This window comes from Streptomyces sp. NPDC056580, assembly GCF_042793175.1.
GTDB lineage: Bacteria > Actinomycetota > Actinomycetes > Streptomycetales > Streptomycetaceae > Streptomyces.
Genome location: NZ_JBHTVE010000007.1, coordinates 225449 through 243316 on the forward strand (window position 1 = coordinate 225449; position 17868 = coordinate 243316).

Here is a 17868-nt window from a genome sequence, read left to right on the forward strand (position 1 = left end):
GGCGGGCACCGGCGTTGTCGGCGCTCCCTCAGGTCGGGTCGGCGGCGGTCACGATGATCCGGGCCACCTCGGCGGGCCGGGTCGCGAGGAAGTAGTGGCCGCCGTGCTCCAGTGTGCGCACCGAGACGTCCGCGGCGAACCGCGTCCACTCCTTCGGGTCGCCGTCGAGGCCCTCGTCGTCGTCGGCCAGCACGACCGTGACGGGCACGTCGATCGCGGGTCGCCCGTCCTGGCGCGCCGCCACGAAGTACCGGCATGCCGCGGCCGTGTCGTGCCGGTAGGACGCCGCGAGCGGTCCGGCGTACCCCAGGGCCGCGTCGGCCAGCTCGTGTGCACCGCTCTCCAGCGCGAGCCGGGCGATGATCTCCGTGTCCCCCACCTGACCGATCCCGGCGATCTCCGCCAGCCGGTCGGCGGTCTCGCCGGGCAGCTGGGCGCCCAGGAAGACCCGCTCCACCTCGTGGCCTTGCCGGCGCAGCAACCGGGCGGTCTCCAGGGCGCAGGCCGTGCCGGCGGAGTGCCCCCACAGCAGCACCCTGCCGGGTGCCATCGCGGCCACCTCGGCCGCCACCTGCTCGGCCAGCTCCGCCACCTCCACCAGTGGCTCGGCGTGCGGGCCGTCGGCCAGGCCGTGGCCGGGCGGTTCGACGCCGTGCACCGCCCACCCGGAGCCGGCCAGCTCCTTGGCCAGCGGTACGTAGTTCATCGCGTTGCCGCCCGCGTGCGGGAAGCACACGAGCACCCCGCGCTCCGGCCCGCCGGGCGGCGTCAGGCGGTGCAGGCGTCCGCCGGCCCGGCTCTGCTGTCCGTCGAGGATCCGTGCCAGGTCCGCCAGTACGGGCCGGCGGGTGACGTCCCCCAGGGTGATCGACCTGTCCAGCGCGATCACCATCCGAAGAGCCGACAGCGAGGAGCCCCCGGAGCCGAAGAAGTCTTGGGTACGGCCGACCTGCGCCGGCGGGACACCCAGCACGTCGGCCCAGACCGCGGCCAGTCGCCGCTCCGCCTGCGTCCTGGGCTCGTCGCCGGCGATCGACGTCCGGTGCAGCCCGTCGGCGATCCGCGCCAGCTCCTTGCGGTCCACCTTGCCGTTGCCGGTCAGCGGCAGGGTGTCGAGCCAGTACCAGTCCGCCGGGACCATGTATTCGGGAAGGTGCCGGGACAGCGCGTCCGCCAGTGCGGCGACCGGCAGCGCCGGCGGGCTCGAGTGGAACGCCGCGAGGCGCTGTTCGCGCTCCCCCGCGCCCGTGGCGATGACGGCCGCCTCGCGCACCTCGGGGACGCGCAGCAGCCGGTCCTCGATCTCCTCCGTCTCGATCCGGAAGCCGCGGATCTTGACCTGCGCGTCCTTGCGGCCGGAGAACTCCAGCCTGCCGTCCGGCGCCCATCTGCCGAAGTCGCCCGAGCGGTAGAGGCGCTGTCCCCGGTGATGCGGACTGGGCGGGAACGCGGTGCAGGTACGCACCGGGTCGTTGACGTAGCCGCGGCTGATGCAGACGCCGGAGAAGACGATCTCGCCCGGAGCGCCGAGCGGCACCGGCATCAGGTCACGGTCCACCACGTACACCCTGGCGCCGGGCACCGGCCGGCCCAGCGACACGCGTGCCCCGTCCGGTGCCCGGTCCATCACCTCGTGATTGGTGTCGTCACAGGTCTCGGTCAGCCCGTAGGCGTTGACCAGCGGCACGTCCGGGAAACGCTCGAACCAGCGGCGCACCAGGGCGGCCTTCAGGGGCTCACCGGTCGCCGACACGCAGCGCAGCGCGGGCAGTTCCCTCGGGTGCCGGGCCAGTTCCGTGAGGAGGACGTCCAGGTAGGAGGGGACCAGCTGGATCACCTCGATCCGCCGGTGGTCCAGTTCCGCCACGAACTCCTCGACGTCCAGCAGCACCGGCTGCGGGACGATCACCACCGTGCCGCCGGCCAGCAGCGGCGCGGCCACCTGCCACAGGGAGATGTCGAAGCACTGCGGTGCGGTCTGGGCGACGACCGTGCCGCACCGCACGCCCAGGTCGTCGACCTTCGCGAGCATGTGGTTGAGCATGCCCGCCTGTTCGCACATCACCCCCTTGGGCTCGCCCGTCGAGCCGGAGGTGAAGTAGATGTAGGCGAGCCGGCCGGCCGGTACGGGAACGCCGGGATCCGAGGACGGGTGCCCTTCGCGCAGCAGCTGTGCCACGGATCTCACCCGGAGACCCGGCAGCGACTTCGCCACCTCCTCCGCGACCCCGCGGCCCGCCGGGTCCACGAGAGCGACCCCGCATCCCGCCCTGCGCAGCATGCCGGTGACCCGCTCGGCGGGAAACTGCGGCTCGACGGGCAGGTAGCAGCCGCCGGCCTTCAGAATGGCCAGCAGGGCGATCAGCCAGCCCAGGTTCCGTTCCGTGACGACGGCGACGACGTCCTCCGGCTGGAGACCGGCGGCCAGCAGCGCGTGTGCGGCCTGGTTGGCACGGTCGTCCAGCTCCTGGTAGGTCAGCCGCTCCGTGCCGCACACCGCGGCCACCGCGTCGGGCCGGGACCGGGCCACCTCCGCGATCAACTCGTGCACCCTGCGGTCGGGCAGCTCCCGGTCGGGCCCGCTGAGCTCGTCGAGCTGGAAGCGCAGTTCCTCCTCGCCGAGCAGCGGCCGCAGGGTGTGCGCGGCGTCCGGGTCGGCCGTCAGCAGCCGCAGCGCGGTGAGGTGGTAACCGGCGATCCTGGCCGCGTAGTCCGCGTCGATCACTTCTTGCCGGCACCGCAGCACGAGGCACGTCCGCCCAGCGCGCCGGGCCAGCCCGATCCGCAGCGGCAGGCCCGGGTGGTCCGGCCACGCGGCGGTCGGCTCGCCCGTCCCGACCGCCGTCTCGAACGGTGGCGCGTCACCGGCGAGTTCGGCGGGCAGATCGGTGTGCCGGGGCATCACGGCCGTGAGCGCGCCCACGTGAGCGACGAGCTGCCGCCAGGTCGTGTGCCGTAGGTCCACCAGGCAGGGCAGGGGTGTCGCGCCCTCGCGGTCCGCGAAGCCCACCCGGATCTCGTGCTCACCGGTGAGCGCGCCGACGGCCTTGGCGTGCGCGGCCAGCAGTACCGTGCCGACGTCGGCGTCCAGCGTCCCGGCGAGCCGCAGCATCGCCTCGGACAGGTCCACGGGCACCGTGAACTCGTGCTCGCCGGTGCCCGCCGGCTGCCGCGACCAGCGCGGAAGGGTGACGGCCCCGCCACCGAGCAGGACCTCGCGCCAGTAGGCGGTCGTTGCGTTCATGGAGCACCTCTCGTACGGGCGCCGTCGCGGCGGCTGCGCTGGGTCGGTGGCGGTCCGGGCGGGTTGGCGGTGACCACGGGGGGACGCCGGGTACGACGGGCCCCGCGGGTGGCCGGGCCGGTCCCGCCGTACCGGCGGGAGACATCAGGAGCCGTCTCCCGGGGACCGCAACTGCGACCCGACCTGGTCGGCCGACATCTCCTGTACGCGGAGCACCAGTTGGGCGATCCGGTCGACGTCGACGCCCTCGGCGGTCCCGCGTTCCCTCACCGCGTCGGCGAAGGCGGCCACGGTGGGGGTGTCCACGAAGAAGTGGAGGGGGAGATCCATCCGGAACAGCTCACGCGTCTGGGACACGACCTGGGTGGCGAGCAGCGAATGCCCGCCCAGCTCGAAGAAGTCGTCCTCGGCACCGATGTCCTCGCGGCCGAGGACTCCTCCCCAGATCCGGGCGAGCACCCGCTGCAGGGCACCGGTGGGCTCCACGCGTTCCGCGCCGGACGCGGGCCCGCCCCAGTCGGGTTCGGGCAGCGCGTTGCGGTCGATCTTGCCGTTGGTCAGCCGGGGGAACTCGTCGAGGACGACGTAGGACGCCGGGATCATCGGCGTCGCCAGTGCCCGGGCCAGGTAGCGGCGCAGGGTGTCACGGTCCGGCGCCGGCGTCCCGTCGGGCACCGTCAGATAGCCGGCCAGGTGGTGTTCGCCGCCGGTCCGCGGCCAGGCGCGGACGACGGCTTCCTCGACGCCGGGGTGCGAACGCAGCAGGGCCTCGACCTCGCCGGGCTCCACCCGGTAACCGTGGATCTTGAGCTGCTGGTCCAGTCGGCCCAGGAACTCCAGGGTGCCGTCGTCGCGCCACCGCACCCGGTCACCGGTGCGGTAGAGGCGCTGTCCCGGCCGGAAGGCGTGCGGTACGAACACGGCGGCCGTCTGCCCCGGCCTGCCCAGGTAGCCGCGGGCCGCCTGCACGCCCCCGATGAACAGTTCCCCGGGGACACCGACCGGCTGCGGCCGTCCGTCGGCGTCGAGTACGTGGAGTTCCACCCCGGCGGGGGGCCGGCCGATCGGCACGGACGCCGGCACCGGAAGGGTCACCTGGTGCACGGAGGCGTCGCAGGAGCCCTCGGTCGGGCCGTACAGGTTGTAGAGAGACACCTGCGGTGCCAGGCTCAGGAGCCGCTCGGCGAGGGCGGGGGGAAGTTCCTCGCCCCCGCACACCATGGCCCGCAGGTCTCCGGCGGACTCGGCGAACCCCGGTTCGTCAAGCACGGAACGCAGCATCGAGGGGACGAAGTCGCAGGCCGTGACCCGGTGTCTGCGCAGCGTCTCGACCACGTGGCGGGGATCGAGGTGCCGGCCGGGCCGGGCCAGGACCAGCCGGCCGCCGGTGAAGAGCGGTACGAGCATCTCCCACAGCGAGGGGTCCGAGCTGATGGGCGTCTTGTGCAGCACCACGTCCTGCGGGCCGAAGGCGAACGAGTCGCACATCCAGCGCATCCGGTTGGCCAGGCCGTGGTGGGTGAGCAGCACGCCCTTGGGCCTGCCCGTGGACCCGGAGGTGTACAGCAGGCACGCGGCGTTGTCCGGAAACAGCTCGAAGTCGGGCCGGCTCGACGGAAGGCCGTCCCACGGGACCGTACCGGCGTCCAGGGCCACGACCGTCGCGGATCCACCGGCCGTCGCGGATCCGCCGGCCGCCGTGCCGGAGCCGGCCAGTCCGGTGGAGGTCAGGACGATGCGGGGGGCCGCGTCCCGCACCACCTGCTCCAGGCGCCCCGCCGGGTGGTCCGGGTCCAGCGGCAGATAGACGGCTCCCGCCTTGAACACCGCGAGCATCGCCACCACCAGGTCCACGCTCCTGTGCAGGTGGACGCCGACGAGGTCCTCGGTGCGCACACCTGACCGGATCAGCCAGTGGGCGAGCCGGTTCGCGCGTTCGTCGAGTTCCCGGTAGCTCACCTGGCCGGCCGCCGGCAGGCCGTCGGCCACCACCGCCACCGCCTCGGGGGACCTCGCCGCCTGCCGCTCGAAGCAGGCGGCGAGCGGCCGGGCCGGGACCGGGCCGGTGCGTGCGCCGCTGATCTCGTTCACCAGGCGGTCGCGTTCGGCCGGCGGCAGCGTCGGCAGCGCGCGCACCGGCAGGTCGGCGTCGTCCGTCCCCGCGGCGAGGACGGTCGTCAGGCTCTCGGCCATCCGCTGGGCGGTCCCGCGCTCGAACAGGTCGGTGGAGTAGACCAGCCAGCCCGACAGGCCGCCGGACGCGTCCGGGGCGAGCTCGACACTGATGTCCAGGTCGGTCCCGGACCGGGGCAGTTCCGTCATGGACACCTTGAGCCCGGGCAGGTGCGGGGCGCCCAGCGGGACGTTGCGCAGTGAGAGCAGCACCCGTGGCAGGTCGGGGCGGCCGTGCTGCCGTCCGACACCGATCCGCTGGACGACGCGCTCGAACGGCACGTCCTGATGTCCGTAGGCGTCCAGGCACACCGCGCGTACCCTGCCGACGAGGTCCCGGAAGGAGGCCGCGCCGGCCAGGTCGATCCGCAACGCCAGCGTGTTGACGAAGAGGCCCACCAGGCGCTCCAGTTCGGGGCGGGGTCGGCCGGCGACAGGCGTGCCCACGACCAGGTCGGACTGTCCGGACCACTGGTGCAGCACGACGGTGAAGGCGGCGAGCAACACCATGAACGGGGTGGCGTTCTCCTCCTGGGCGACCCGGCTGAGCGCGCTGGTCAGCTCGGGGCCGATCTCCAGCGGGAGCGAGGCGCCCTCGAAGGTGGGACGGCTCGGCCGCGGCCGGTCGCCGGCCAGCTCAAGCGGCGGAGCGCCGGTCAGTACACGCTGCCAGTGGTCCAGTTGTGCCGCGGCTGTCCCGCCGTCCAGCATGTTCCGCTGCCAGACTGCGAAGTCGGCGTACTGCACGTCGAGTTCGGGCAGCCGTGCCGGTTCTCCCGCGACGGCGGCCCCGTACAGCTCGGCGAGTTCGTCGACGAGCACGCCGAGCGACCAGCCGTCGACCGCGATGTGGTGCACGCAGAACGCGAAGGTCCACTCGTCGGTGCCGCGGATGTGCCAGAGCCCCGCGCGCAGCAGCGGCGGGGCGGCGAGGTCGAAGGGCAGCGAGGCCAGTCGCCGTGCGCGCTCGGCCGCCTCCTCGGCGCCGGCGTCGCCGACAGCGAGTTCCACGGTGAGTTCACCGGCGGGCCTGACCACCTGGGCCGGCCGGTGGTCGGCGTCCAGCTCGTACCCGGTGCGCAGCGTTTCGTGGCGGTCCACCATGGCGGCCAGGGCGGAGCGCAGCGCCTCGGGGCTCACGTCTCCCTGGAGCCGCAGCACGACGGGCATCAGGTAGGTGACGGCGGCCGGATCCAGCTGGTGCTGGAAATGCAGGCGCTCCTGGCCGGGCGAACAGACGAACCGATCGGTGCCCGGGGCGCGCACCGGGATGCGCGACGCCTGCTCCCGCTCGGTGTGCCGGCGGCTCAGGCTGCGGCTCAGCAGCGCCCGGCGCTCCGGCGACAGGCCACGCAGGCCACGTCGCAGCCGCTCGGCTTCGGACAGCGGCTCGTCGGTCATCCCGTATCCCTCGTGGTAGGAAGCGGCCGGCCGGGCCGGCGCCACGTGATCCGGCGACCGCGGCACACCGTGGGCACGACGAGTCCGGGCTCCCCCTACGCGGTGCCGGCACCGGCTGTCTGCACATCAGGGTGCTGGTACGCGCGCGTCGGGGAAAGTCGGGGAACCTTCGACGTCGGCCCCGGTGCCGCGCGTGCCTGTCGTCCGGAACCGGGGAGCCGAGAGCCCCGGCCCGCGTGCGTGACGGGGTGCGTTCAGGGAATTCCCCGACTGGTCCCGGGGCAGCGGCCCCGGCATCCTTCTGCGGATCGGCGGCAGACACGCCGGGGCACGAGCACGCCTCGCGGGTGCCGCCCTGCCGGTCCTGCGAAAGCGCGCCCGCACCAGTCGGCCTGGGACCCCTCCGAGGTGACCGGCCGCGGGCGTCGTCCGCCGCAGGGAATCCCCTCACGCAGGAAGGTGACAACGCCATCGACGGGCGAACGCGCATGGAGCTGGGCGCCGAACTGGACCCCCGGAACGTACTTGCCGCACTGGTTGCTGTCGCCGGCCGGCGCAGCCTCCAGGAGAAGATCCAGGTCTCCGGTCAGGTCGCGATGGAGCTGGACCTGACCGCGGACCCCACATTCGCCGAGCTGTCGGCCCGCGTCCACGCCCTGGTGGGCGAGCGTTTCACGGTGCGGGTGGACGGCATGGAGCTGACGGCCACGGACAGCGGCACGGCGCTCGGCAGCGAGGCCGGCGACGACCTCGGGCGCATCGCCGGCCAGGTCCGCCGGGCGTTGGCGGACGGCCTGCACGAGCCGTCCCGCCGGATCTCGGTGCTGGAGCTGGCCTCGGACACCGACCGGGCGCTCGTGGCGGCCTTCGAGGGCAGCGGCACGGCGCCGGCTCCGGCTCGCTGCGTCCATGATCTGGTGGACGAGCGGGCCCGCCGGACGCCCGACGCCCCTGCGGTCGGCACCGGGGCGGAGGAGATCACCTACGGGCAACTCGTGGACCGGGCCGATCAGCTCGCCGCGCGGCTCGCCCACGCGGGCGCCGGTCCCGGTCACGTCGTCGGTGTGCTGGGAGAACGCTCCCCGGAGACGATCATCTCGCTCCTCGCCGTGCTCAAGGCCGGTGCGGCCTATCTCGCGCTGGCCCCCGAATGGCCGGACGCCCGCTTGACGGCGCTGCTGGGCGACGCCTCGGTCGAGGTGGTGCTGGCGCCCGGGGAATTCGCCGGCCGGATACCGGGCGGCCTCACCGTCGTGCCTGTCGACACGTCGGCGGAGGTGCGGGGCGCCGGTCCCGGCCCGCTGCCGGCCGGGCTGACGCCGGGCCATCTCGCGTACGTGAGTTACACGAGCGGTTCCACGGGCGAGCCGAAGGGCGTCTGCGTCCCGCACGCCGCCGTGTCACGGCTGGTCAGCTCCCCCGACTGGACGGTGTTCGGTCCCACGGACGTGTTCCTCCAGGTCTCGCCGGTCTCCTTCGACGCCTCCGTCCTGGAGATCTGGGCGCCGCTGTGCAACGGGGGCCGCGTCGTGCTGCTGCCTCCGGGCCGTGTGGACGTGGACCGGATGGGCGAGGTCATCCGGACGGCGGGGGTCACGCACCTGTGGCTGACCGCCGGCCTCTTCCACCAGATGGTGGACCACCAGCTCGGCCGGCTGGGCGGCGTGCGCCACCTGTTCGCCGGTGGTGACGTGGTCAGTCCCCAGGCGGTGGCCCGACTGCTGGCCGCTCATCCCGGGATGTCGTTCACCAACGGCTACGGCCCGACCGAGAACACGACCTTCACGGCCTGTGCGACCTTCCGCGAACCGCCGCCCCCGGGCCCGGTGCCCATCGGCCGGCCCATCAGCGGTACGCGGGTGAAGGTGCTCGACGCCGAGGGCAAGACGGTGCCGCCCGGAGTGGTGGGCGAACTGCACGCGGCCGGCGCCGGTCTGGCCCTTGGCTACCTGGGCCGGCCGGCGGCCACCGCCGACCGGTTCGTGCCGGATCCTGACGGAGCGTCACCAGGGGCCCGCCTCTACCGCACTGGGGACCTGGTGCGCTGGCGGTCCGACGGAATGCTGGACTTCTGCGGACGGGCCGACAGCCAGGTGAAGATCAACGGCTACCGCGTCGAACCGGACGAGATCGCGACGGTGCTCGCCGCGCATCCCGAGATCCGGAGCGCCGCGGTGGTCGACGAGCCGGGCAGCGGCTCCGGCAAGCAACTGGTGGGCTATGTGGTGCCGGTGCGTTCCTCGTCCGACGCGCCGCCGCCGGGAGATCTGCGAGGGTGGCTGCGGGACCGGCTGCCCGAATACCTCGTGCCCGCGAGGATCGTGACGCTCGCCGAGCTGCCCTTGACCCTCAACGGCAAGGTGGCCAGGGACGCCCTGCCCCAGGCCCGGACGGCCGCGCGCAGCGTCCCCAACGACTATGTGGCGCCCCGCCTGCCCGTGGAACGGCTCCTGTGCCGGTTGTGGTCGGAAACCCTGAACATCGAGAAGATCGGCATCGACGACGATTTCTTCGAACTCGGGGGCCATTCGCTGATCGCCGCCGATCTGCTGGCCCGGCTGCAGAACGAGTACGGCATCGAGATACCCGCCCGGATGCTCTATCTGAGCCCCACGGTCGGCGAGTTGGCCGAACTGGAGGAACTGGCGCCGCTGCGGGCCCGTCTCGGGTGAGCGGGACGGGCGCCCGCCCGTGACCTGAACTCGCCGTCGGGCGCCCGTCACTTCCAGAGGTGGGTCACCTCGCCGAAGTTCTTGACCACCCATTCGTCCGAGTAGATGGTGTCGAGGTAGCGCTCCCCGCCGTCGGGGAAAACGACGACGCACTTCGCCTCTGGCCGGATTTCGCCGGCCAGCCTTTTGAGCGCGGCGATCGTCGCTCCGGACGACCCGCCCACCAGTACCGACTCGCGGGCCGCGAGCTGCCGGCATGCCACGGTGCACTCGAGATCCGAGACATGAACCACCGTGTCGACCTGGTTCTCGTCGAGCAGCGGCGACCGCACCGACGAACCGTGTCCGGGAATGAGGCGAGTGGCCGCCCTGTGGTTCCCGAAGATCACGCTCCCGACCGCGTCCACGGCGACGACCTCGGTGGACATCCCCCGCTGCCGGATACGGTCGACGCAGCCCCGCAGCGTCCCGCAGGAACTGACGGCGCAGAAGAGGTAGTCGACCTTCCCGTCCAGGGCGTCGGCTATCTCGTCCCACATGGATTCCAGGGCCAACGGGTTCAACGGGTTCGAGTACTGATTCGGCCAGTAGGCGTGTGGAGTCGCCTCGACGATCTCACGGACACGGCCGAGCCGGGCGACCAGATACTCCCCGGTCTCGGGATCGGGCTCGGTGACGCGCTCGATCGTCGCGCCGAAGGCACGCAGGATGGCGATGTTCTGCGCGGTCGTCTTGGCATCCACGACGCAGATGAATTCGATGCCGTAATAACGGCAGATCTGCGCGATGCCGATCGCCAGATTTCCGGAGCTGGACTCGACCACGACGGACTTCTTCGGCCGGAGCTCACCGCTGTTGATCTTTTCGGTCAGCATGCTCAACGCCGTCCGGTCCTTGATACTGCCACCTGGATTGAATTTCTCCAGCTTGGCGTACACCGTGCCCCGGAATCCCGGAAGGATTCTCCGAAGCTCGACAAGCGGCGTATCGCCGATCAGGGAGAATATTCCGCCCATGTGGTGCTCCTGCATATTTCGCCTTCCATCGAGAGCCGTGAGTCGACCGCCCCAGCGCTTTCGGGGCCCGGTGGCCCATTCAGTCTGGTACGTCGTCGTCGCACTCCAATGTCGGGACTCCTCCTGACCGCCTTTCGCCACCCTGCTCGATCTGGGGTGCTCGAGGTGCGACAGGAGGCCACACACGCCCGGAATGACCTGTATGCGCAATAACTGAACCGTCGACCATTTTGGCTTGATTCGAGCGGTACGCGAGAGTTCTTCGATCTCGTCCGGCCGGCCGCGACCGCACCGAAAGTTCGCTGCTCCCCAAGACGGCCGCACCATCCGATCGCCTGCGTGCGGCGCGCCGAAAACAAAATACCGAACCTTGCGGAACGAAGTACAGCCGCTTACGATCTCCATCGAGTAGCCCGACACACAAGCGGCCGAACCCGGCCTTACCCCGTGCCGTCACCTCCTTCCTCGTCGACGCCCACCGGCAATGTCAGAGCAAGCGAGATTCCAGTCTCAAGAAATTGAGAGTAGGAGAGGTTACCTGCCTTGCAGCTACTCGAGAATTTAAGAGGACGCATCCCCACGAAGGATTTCCTTTCCGGTCAGTCCGTTTCCCCTCGGACCAAGGCCCGCCGGCCGTCCGCGCTGCACGGCAGGGAACAAGAGGTGCTCCTGCTGGAGCGAATTCTGGACGAGACCGAGTCCCGTCCCCGCGCCATAGACATCAGCGGCGATCCATGGATCGGGAAGACGCGCCTGCTGTCCGTGCTCGGCGACCTCGCCCGGGCCCAGGGCTGGACGGTGGCCTCGGGGACCGCCCGCTCCCCCTCCGAGGTCCTGCCCTTCGGAGTGTTCTCCGACGCTCTCTACGACGTCCTCGCACAGCATCGGGCGAACCCGGTGGACGGGCTGCCCGAGCAGCACGCCTCCTGGCTGGCGGGTATCTGCCCGGCTCTGGCGCCGTACGCCCGGGAAGCGCTCATGCCCAGGAACCCCATGGAGATGAACCACGCGTTCCACGCGGTCCGCGCGCTCCTGGACAACCTCGGCGCGGCCGGCCGACTGCTGCTGGTCATCGACGACATGCACTGGGCCGACGAGGCGTCCGTCCGACTGTTCACGCATCTCCTGCGCCACTCCACCGGTTCTCCGGTGCTCCTCGCCGTCGCGCACCGGCCGCGCCAGATCGACGGCGAACTGCGGACGCTTCTGGAGGAGGGCGCGGCGGCCGGGCAGATCACTCGTATCCACCTGTCACCGCTGGCCGGCGAGGATCTCGCCGCACTGCTCCCCGCCGGGCTCGGCCCGTTCCGCCGCCGTGCCCTGCAGGAGGAATCCGGCGGTAACCCGGGACTGCTGCGGGCCCTCGCCACCCGGCAGGGCGCAGCCGGGGCACCCGGGGGCGACGCGGCACTCGCCGCGCCGGAGACGCCGGTCTCCGTCCTCCGCGAATTCCACGGGCTGTCCGAACTCGGCTGGGCCGCGGCCCATTCGGCGGCCCTGGTGGGGGAAGCGATCGACATCGGGCTTCTGGAAACGGTCGCGCAGATGCCCGAGGACCGGATACGCGCGGGTGTCGACGAACTGGTACGGCACGACATCCTCCGTGTCGACGACAGCGAGCGCACCTTCATGTTCCGCAACGCGCTGCTGCGCGAGGCGGCTTACCGGACGGCGGGCGCCGCCTGGCGGCTGGGCGCGCACACGCGTGCGGTGACCGTCATGCGGGCCCGCAACGCTCCCCCGCGCCTGATCGCACGGCACCTTCAGCGCTGCATCGCCGCCGGGGACTCCGACAGCATGCGTCTGCTGACGGAGGCCGCCCGGACCGTGCTGTGGGAGCAGCCGGAGACCGCGGCACTGTGGCTGCGGACGGTACGGGACCTCCAGCCGGACGACGAGGACGCGGAGCACACGGAACTCGTGCTCCTGCTCGCCACGTCCCTGGCCCTGTGCGGCAGACTCACCGAGAGCCTGGCACTGTTCCGCGGGGCGCCCGCCTCCGGAACGGACGGCGACGCGGAGGCGGTGCTGTCACACGCGTACGTGCTCCGGCTGCTGGGGCGGCTCGGCGACTCCGGTGACCTGCTGCGGCAGGCGCTGCGGACGATGGCTCCGCGGCAGAGCACGCAGGCGCGCCTGCGCGGAGCACTGCTCGCGACGTCGCTCGAGGCGGCCCGCACAGCGGACCCGCCGGACGAGCCGGCCCCGGAACCGGTGGCCGCGGTGGACGGGGAACCCGCGCTGCGCACACTGCTGCTCTCGCTGAACGCCCTGGCGGACCTCGGGCACGGCGCCACCGTGCGGGCGGGTGCCCGGGTGAACGAGGCGGGAGAGCTGGTCGACCATGTTCCGGACGACCTCCTCGCCCCGCGACTCGACTCCCTGTACTGGCTGGGGCTCGCCGAACAACGGCTCGGCGAGTACGAGCGGGCGGTACAGCACCTCGAGCGGGCGCTCCATCTCGCCTCGCGGTTCGGCCAGACGTGTCTCGTGCCGCAGGTGGCGACCCTGCTGGGTTCCGTGCTGCTGCGTCTGGGCGACCTTCCCGGAGCCGCCCTGCACGCGGAGCACGCCCAGGCCACGGCACGTCAGATCGGCAGCGACGTCCAGTTGGCGAGCGCCACACGGCTGGCGGAAGAGATCGCCCGCCCGGCCCCCGCCCAGCCTGCCCCGGTGCGGGCGGCAGCCGGCGCGGGGGACCCGGACCGCCCGGTGCCGGCGCCCGGGGCCACGACCGCCGACGAGATCCCGGACACGGGTGCGGACCGCACGGGCGAACCGGAGGGGTCCGGGCCCGCCACCGCGCCCTCCTCGGAGGCCAACACCCATCTGGACCTGCTGAGCAAGCGGGAGCGGGAGATATCCGGGCTGGTCAGCGACGGCCGGACGAACCAGCAGATCGCGCGGGCCCTGGGACTGAGCCACAAGACGGTGGAGACCTACCTCGCCCGCATCTTCAAGAAGCTGGACCTCTGCTCACGGGCCCAGCTCGCCACGTTGGTGGGGAGAGCCGACGGTCCCAGTCCCGCCTTCTCCTGAGGCGTCCCGCGCCTCGCCTCGCGGGGCTCTCCGGTGGCCGGGCGCACCCCGGGAACCGGAGAGCCCCGCGACCGCGCGCGGCCGGCGGACCGGTGCGCACGTGCCCGAAGCCTGCTCCGGCGCCGGCTGTCAGAGTGTTCTGGTCCGACGGACGACGGAGGAATCGGCCGGGGCGAACCCGTAGGGCACCGTCTCGTTCTCGCGGGGCCTCGGGCCGGCCAGCGCTGCCACCTCGGGCGGCAGTCCGATGGTGGAGTCGGAGGCGTCGACGAGAAGCCGGCTCCCGGCCTTCGTCCGGCAGCTCAGTTCGGCTCCGTCCGGCTCGCCCGTGAACTGGAAGACTACGCCACCGGACGCCACGCCCTGCTTCGACAGCGCCTCCCGGTTCATCCGCTGCCCCGCGACGACGCACGAGATCAGCGGCGCGCGCGGCAGGCGGACCTGTATCTGCCAGGCGTCCCGCTGCGAGGCCACCCGGAAGCGCACCGTCCGGACGCCTCCGGCGGTGGTGTCCGCGAGCAGCTCGACACTGGGCGCCGGCAGGTCCAGCGCTGGGGCCTTCGCCTGCCGGACGGGCAGGTCGCCGTACTCGGCGAAGTAGCGGGCCGCCGTGCCCCGGCCCGGGTCGTCGCCCAGCACCCGCCGCGTCCAGTCGTCGGGGGACGGATCCGTGGTCATCCACGTGCTGGTGCCGCGGGCCAGGTCACGCACGTACACCAGCGAGTCCGGCAGCGGCTGGCGCGGGCTGAAGTCCAGGGCCACCGTTCCCGTGCCGACCAGGACCACCGAGGCCGCGGCGGCGCCCGACGCCAGCAGCCCGGGCCTCGGGAGGCGTGCCAGCAGCGGAAGCGACAGCAGGCCGCCGGTGCCCGCGAGCAGCACGGCCACCGCCGAGAGGGAGACCCCCAGCGCGATCAGCAGGCTGTCCACCAAGGACGTGAAGAGCACCACGGCCACCGCGGGCGCGAGTGCCGCGAGCAGCACCCCCAGCGTCTCGCCCCGGGCCGCGGTCCGCCGGCAGGCGAACCCCAGCGCGGGCAGGCCCGCCAGAAGCGGCCACTGCAGCAGATAGCTCGCTCCGGGCACCGTCAGTACGACCACGGCCAGCAGCACGGCCATGACGGCCAGCCCGCCGGCGATCAGCTCCGCCGGCGGCCGGCCGCGCGTCAGCCGGCCCGCGAACAGCAGCGTCCCGGCCAGCAGCACCAGGAACCCGGCGACGAACCAGCCCCGGTCGTACGGTTCCGACATCGGCAGTGCCGCCATGTCGGGGCGCACGAGCGTCACGGCGTACCACAGGCCGAAGTCGGCCAGGGCCGCCGTGATCACCGCGCCGGCGGCGATCCCGGCGGTCGCCAGTACACCGCCGATCCGCAGCGCCGACCGGCGCGTGCCGAGGACCAGCAGCCCTGCGAAGCCCAGGAGCGTGACCGCCGCCGCCAGTACCGCCCAGCCCACCGGATACCGAACGAGCACCCGGCCGAACAGGTCGAAGTAGACGCTGTTCCGGCCGTGCAGGTTCCGCAGGTCGGAGTCGCCGAGACCGCGCACCAGGCCCAGCATGAGCTCGCCCTGGTGCTGCACGCTGTCCGGGCTCAGCCGGCCGACGTCGTCGCGCGGCGAATGGTAGTCGTTCAGGCCACGGGTGAACGCGGAGTTGAGGCCGATGGCGCCGGCGTCGCGGAACACGGTGAAGTCGCTCCCGTTCGGCATCCGCTTGTACACCTCGTACGCCAGCGACGTGGTGACGAACCGGGTGCCGCTTCGCGCGAAGGCGTCGACGAGCGGGCCGTTGCCGTCACTCGTCTCGAACATCATCACGGGGCCGCCGCTGCCGCGCGCTTCCCAGTTGAGTACGGCACCGTAGTCGTCGGCCTTGTGCTTCCGCACGAACAACTCGGCGCCCAGGGAGCCGGTTTCCTCCGCGTCGGTGAACAGGAACACGACGTCGTCGCGGACGCCGCCCCCTGCTCTGAGCGCCCGCATGGTCTCCAGCATGGCGCCGACCGCGGAACCGTCGTCGGCCGCGCCGGGGCCGGTCGGGACCGAGTCGTAGTGGGCCACGAGCAGCAGCGCCTTGCCGCCGCTGGTCCGCGGGGCGTTGCCGGCGACCCTGGCGATCACGTTGTGCACGGTTCCCGCCGGGAACGGGCTGCCCATGTCCGTCCGGACGGCCCCTCCCGACTCCACGTCGACCTGCGCGCCGAGGGACCTCGCCGTGTCCACGAGATACCGGCGGACCCGGGCGTTGTCACGCGTGCCCGTCGGGTGCGGGCGCTGGGCCACGGCTCTCACGTGCCCGAGCGCCCGGGCGGCGGCGAACTCCTGGGCCGGCGTGTCCGCCGGACGGGCGGCCGGAGGTCTCGCGGCGAGCAGCGCCGAAGTGCCGAGGAGGGTGAGGCCGATGAGCACCAGCGCCAGCAGGGCACGCCCCCTCGTCCCGCGCCGTCGTGCCTCGCCGGTCCCCTGGTCCGCTCCGCTCCGTTCCGCGTCAGTGGACAGCGACATCACTGCTCGGACCGTTCACCACAAGGATGTTCCTCACCGTTCCCGGCATCCCTCTCCTCGTGTTCGGAGTGCGTCCACAGCACACGGGACACTCTGCTCCGCCGCCTGCTCGAAGTCTTGTGGTTGGTTCCCCGGTATTGACGCGCGCGCCCGGGGAGGGGACCGGCCCCCGAGGCCGGCGGGCGAGGCTGTCCCGCGTCCCGTCAGGGGCTCAGCGGGTGCCGGCGCGTGGTCGTCGAGTGCGGGTCGGCGCCGGGCCGCGCAGTTGGTTGCCCGGTTCGGCCGGGTCGTCGCTGCAGATGTCCCACTGAGACATGAGTCTCGATGCGCCATGTGTCCCAATGGGACATCAAGGCGTACGATCGGGGCCATGAAGGCGACGGAGCCCCTCACCCCCAGCCAGGACCGGCGGCAGCGCAAGGCGCGGCAGACGCGGAACGCGCTGGCGTCCGCGGCCATGGAGCTGATCCTGGAGCGCGGGCTCGCGGCCACGACGGTCGAGGCGATAGCGGAGCGGGCCGACGTCGCCCGCCGTACCTTCAGCCGGTACTTCGTCGGCAAGGAGGACGCGGCCCTCGACTTCGTCCGCGGTGACGGCGACCGCATCAACGCCCTGCTGCGGGCCCGTCCGGCCGGGGAGCCGCCGCTGCTCGCGTACCGGCGGGCGGTGCGCGCATGGCTCGCCGACCAGGAGAACCCGGCCCACCATCTGCGCCCGCGGATGCGACGGCTGCTGACCCTGGTGGACGCCGAGCCCGCCCTGTTCGCCGCCTACGAACGCATTCGCGTCGACGCCCAGGAGGAGTCGATCCGCATCCTCGCCGAGCGGCTCGGCACGGACGACGCCGGGGACATGCGCCCGGCGGTCGTCGTGGACGCCGCCGCCGGAGTCCTCACCGCCGCGCTGCGCGTCTGGGCGCGCGGCGGTGAGGAGCACGACTCGGGAGCCGCAGACCTGGCCGCCCTGGTGGAGCGGGCCTACGACGCCCTGATCTCGGAGGCCGCCACCGCGGCCGCCGAACCATCTTCCGAAGAGTGAGAACAGCACATGAGCACCACCTGCAGCAGTGAGTTCGCCGGCCGCACCGCCCTGGTCACCGGCGGCGCCTCCGGGATCGGCCTGGCCACCGCCCGCCGTCTCGGGGCCGGCGGCGCGAACGTCGTCCTCGCCGACTACAACGCCGAGGGCGCCGAGCAGGCCGCCGAGGACCTCAAGGCCGAGGGCGTCAAGGCCGCCGCCGTGCGGCTCGACGTGACGGACCCCGAATCCGTGGCCGCCGCCGTCGCCTTCGCCGTGGACACCTTCGGCGCCCTGCACCTCGCCGTGAACAACGCCGGCATCGGCGGCCCCAGCGCCCCGACCGGCGAGTACGACCTCGACGCCTACAACCGGGTCGTCCGCACCAACCTCGACGGCGTCTTCTACTCCCTGCGCTACGAACTGCCCGCCATCGAGGCGGGCGGCGAGGGCGGCTCGATCGTCAACGTGGCCTCCATCCTCGGCTCGGTCGGCTTCGCCGGCTCCGTCGCCTACGTCGCCGCCAAGCACGGCGTGGTCGGTCTGACCAAGACCGCCGCCGCCGAGTACGCGGCCAAGAACATCCGCGTCAACGCGGTCGGCCCCGGCTTCATCGAGACCCCGCTGCTGAAGGGCATGGACCAGCAGGCCTACGACGGTCTGGTCGGCCTGCACCCGATAGCCCGCCTCGGCCGCCCGGAGGAGGTCGCCGAGCTGATCGTCTTCCTGCTCTCCGACCGCGCCTCCTTCGTGGCCGGCGGCTACCACCTCGTCGACGGCGCCTACACCGCCGTCTGA

The 17868-nt window shown here is 72.5% G+C and carries 8 protein-coding genes; 4 read left to right on the forward strand and 4 right to left on the reverse strand.

Translation table 11 applies throughout. The features are described from left to right. Positions 1 to 28 precede the first annotated feature (28 nt). Positions 29 to 3244, reverse strand: a complete 3216-nt coding sequence (locus ACFQ9Z_RS17475) for an amino acid adenylation domain-containing protein (protein WP_383017781.1) — start codon at positions 3242 to 3244, stop codon at positions 29 to 31. A gap of 144 nt (positions 3245 to 3388) precedes the next feature. Next, positions 3389 to 6817: an amino acid adenylation domain-containing protein gene (locus ACFQ9Z_RS17480; protein WP_383017784.1), complete on the reverse strand. Its 3429-nt coding sequence runs from the start codon at positions 6815 to 6817 to the stop codon at positions 3389 to 3391. Positions 6818 to 7305: 488 nt separating this feature from the next. Between ACFQ9Z_RS17480 and ACFQ9Z_RS17485 the strand changes: the two genes are divergently transcribed. Continuing rightward, a complete protein-coding gene (locus tag ACFQ9Z_RS17485) occupies positions 7306 to 9489 on the forward strand; it encodes an amino acid adenylation domain-containing protein (RefSeq protein ID WP_383017787.1) in 2184 nt (727 codons plus the stop codon). A 47-nt stretch (positions 9490 to 9536) separates the two neighbouring features. On the opposite strand, the gene sbnA is transcribed toward ACFQ9Z_RS17485, so the two are convergent. Beyond that, positions 9537 to 10520: a 2,3-diaminopropionate biosynthesis protein SbnA gene (sbnA, locus tag ACFQ9Z_RS17490; RefSeq protein WP_383017790.1), complete on the reverse strand. Its 984-nt coding sequence runs from the start codon at positions 10518 to 10520 to the stop codon at positions 9537 to 9539. A gap of 528 nt (positions 10521 to 11048) precedes the next feature. Between sbnA and ACFQ9Z_RS17495 the strand changes: the two genes are divergently transcribed. After that, positions 11049 to 13544, forward strand: a complete 2496-nt coding sequence (locus ACFQ9Z_RS17495) for an AAA family ATPase (RefSeq protein WP_383017793.1) — start codon at positions 11049 to 11051, stop codon at positions 13542 to 13544. Positions 13545 to 13673: 129 nt separating this feature from the next. On the opposite strand, the gene ACFQ9Z_RS17500 is transcribed toward ACFQ9Z_RS17495, so the two are convergent. Next, the gene (locus tag ACFQ9Z_RS17500; RefSeq protein ID WP_383017796.1) at positions 13674 to 16052 is read right to left on the reverse strand and encodes a M20/M25/M40 family metallo-hydrolase; all 2379 of its coding nucleotides are present in this window, start codon (positions 16050 to 16052) and stop codon (positions 13674 to 13676) included. A 370-nt stretch (positions 16053 to 16422) separates the two neighbouring features. Here ACFQ9Z_RS17500 and ACFQ9Z_RS17505 point away from each other — a divergent pair, with 370 nt between their 5' ends. Together ACFQ9Z_RS17505 and ACFQ9Z_RS17510 are read left to right on the forward strand one after the other, a co-directional pair. Continuing rightward, positions 16423 to 17091 (forward strand): TetR family transcriptional regulator, encoded by a 669-nt coding sequence (locus ACFQ9Z_RS17505; RefSeq protein ID WP_383017799.1) that lies wholly within the window; start codon positions 16423 to 16425, stop codon positions 17089 to 17091. 9 nt (positions 17092 to 17100) lie between these two features. Continuing rightward, positions 17101 to 17868 carry an SDR family NAD(P)-dependent oxidoreductase gene (locus tag ACFQ9Z_RS17510; protein ID WP_383017801.1) on the forward strand — a complete coding sequence of 256 codons (768 nt, stop codon included), beginning with the start codon at positions 17101 to 17103 and terminating at the stop codon, positions 17866 to 17868.

Excerpts from the sequence above, each read along its gene's own strand:
- sbnA (WP_383017790.1), bottom strand. The coding sequence starts at position 10,520 with ATGCAGGAGCACCACATGGGCGGAATATTCTCCCTGATCGGCGATACG.
- ACFQ9Z_RS17505 (WP_383017799.1), top strand. The coding sequence starts at position 16,423 with ATGAAGGCGACGGAGCCCCTCACCCCCAGCCAGGACCGGCGGCAGCGC.
- ACFQ9Z_RS17475 (WP_383017781.1), bottom strand. The coding sequence starts at position 3,244 with ATGAACGCAACGACCGCCTACTGGCGCGAGGTCCTGCTCGGTGGCGGG.
- ACFQ9Z_RS17500 (WP_383017796.1), bottom strand. The coding sequence starts at position 16,052 with ATGTCGCTGTCCACTGACGCGGAACGGAGCGGAGCGGACCAGGGGACC.
- ACFQ9Z_RS17480 (WP_383017784.1), bottom strand. The coding sequence starts at position 6,817 with ATGACCGACGAGCCGCTGTCCGAAGCCGAGCGGCTGCGACGTGGCCTG.
- ACFQ9Z_RS17485 (WP_383017787.1), top strand. The coding sequence starts at position 7,306 with ATGGAGCTGGGCGCCGAACTGGACCCCCGGAACGTACTTGCCGCACTG.
- ACFQ9Z_RS17510 (WP_383017801.1), top strand. The coding sequence starts at position 17,101 with ATGAGCACCACCTGCAGCAGTGAGTTCGCCGGCCGCACCGCCCTGGTC.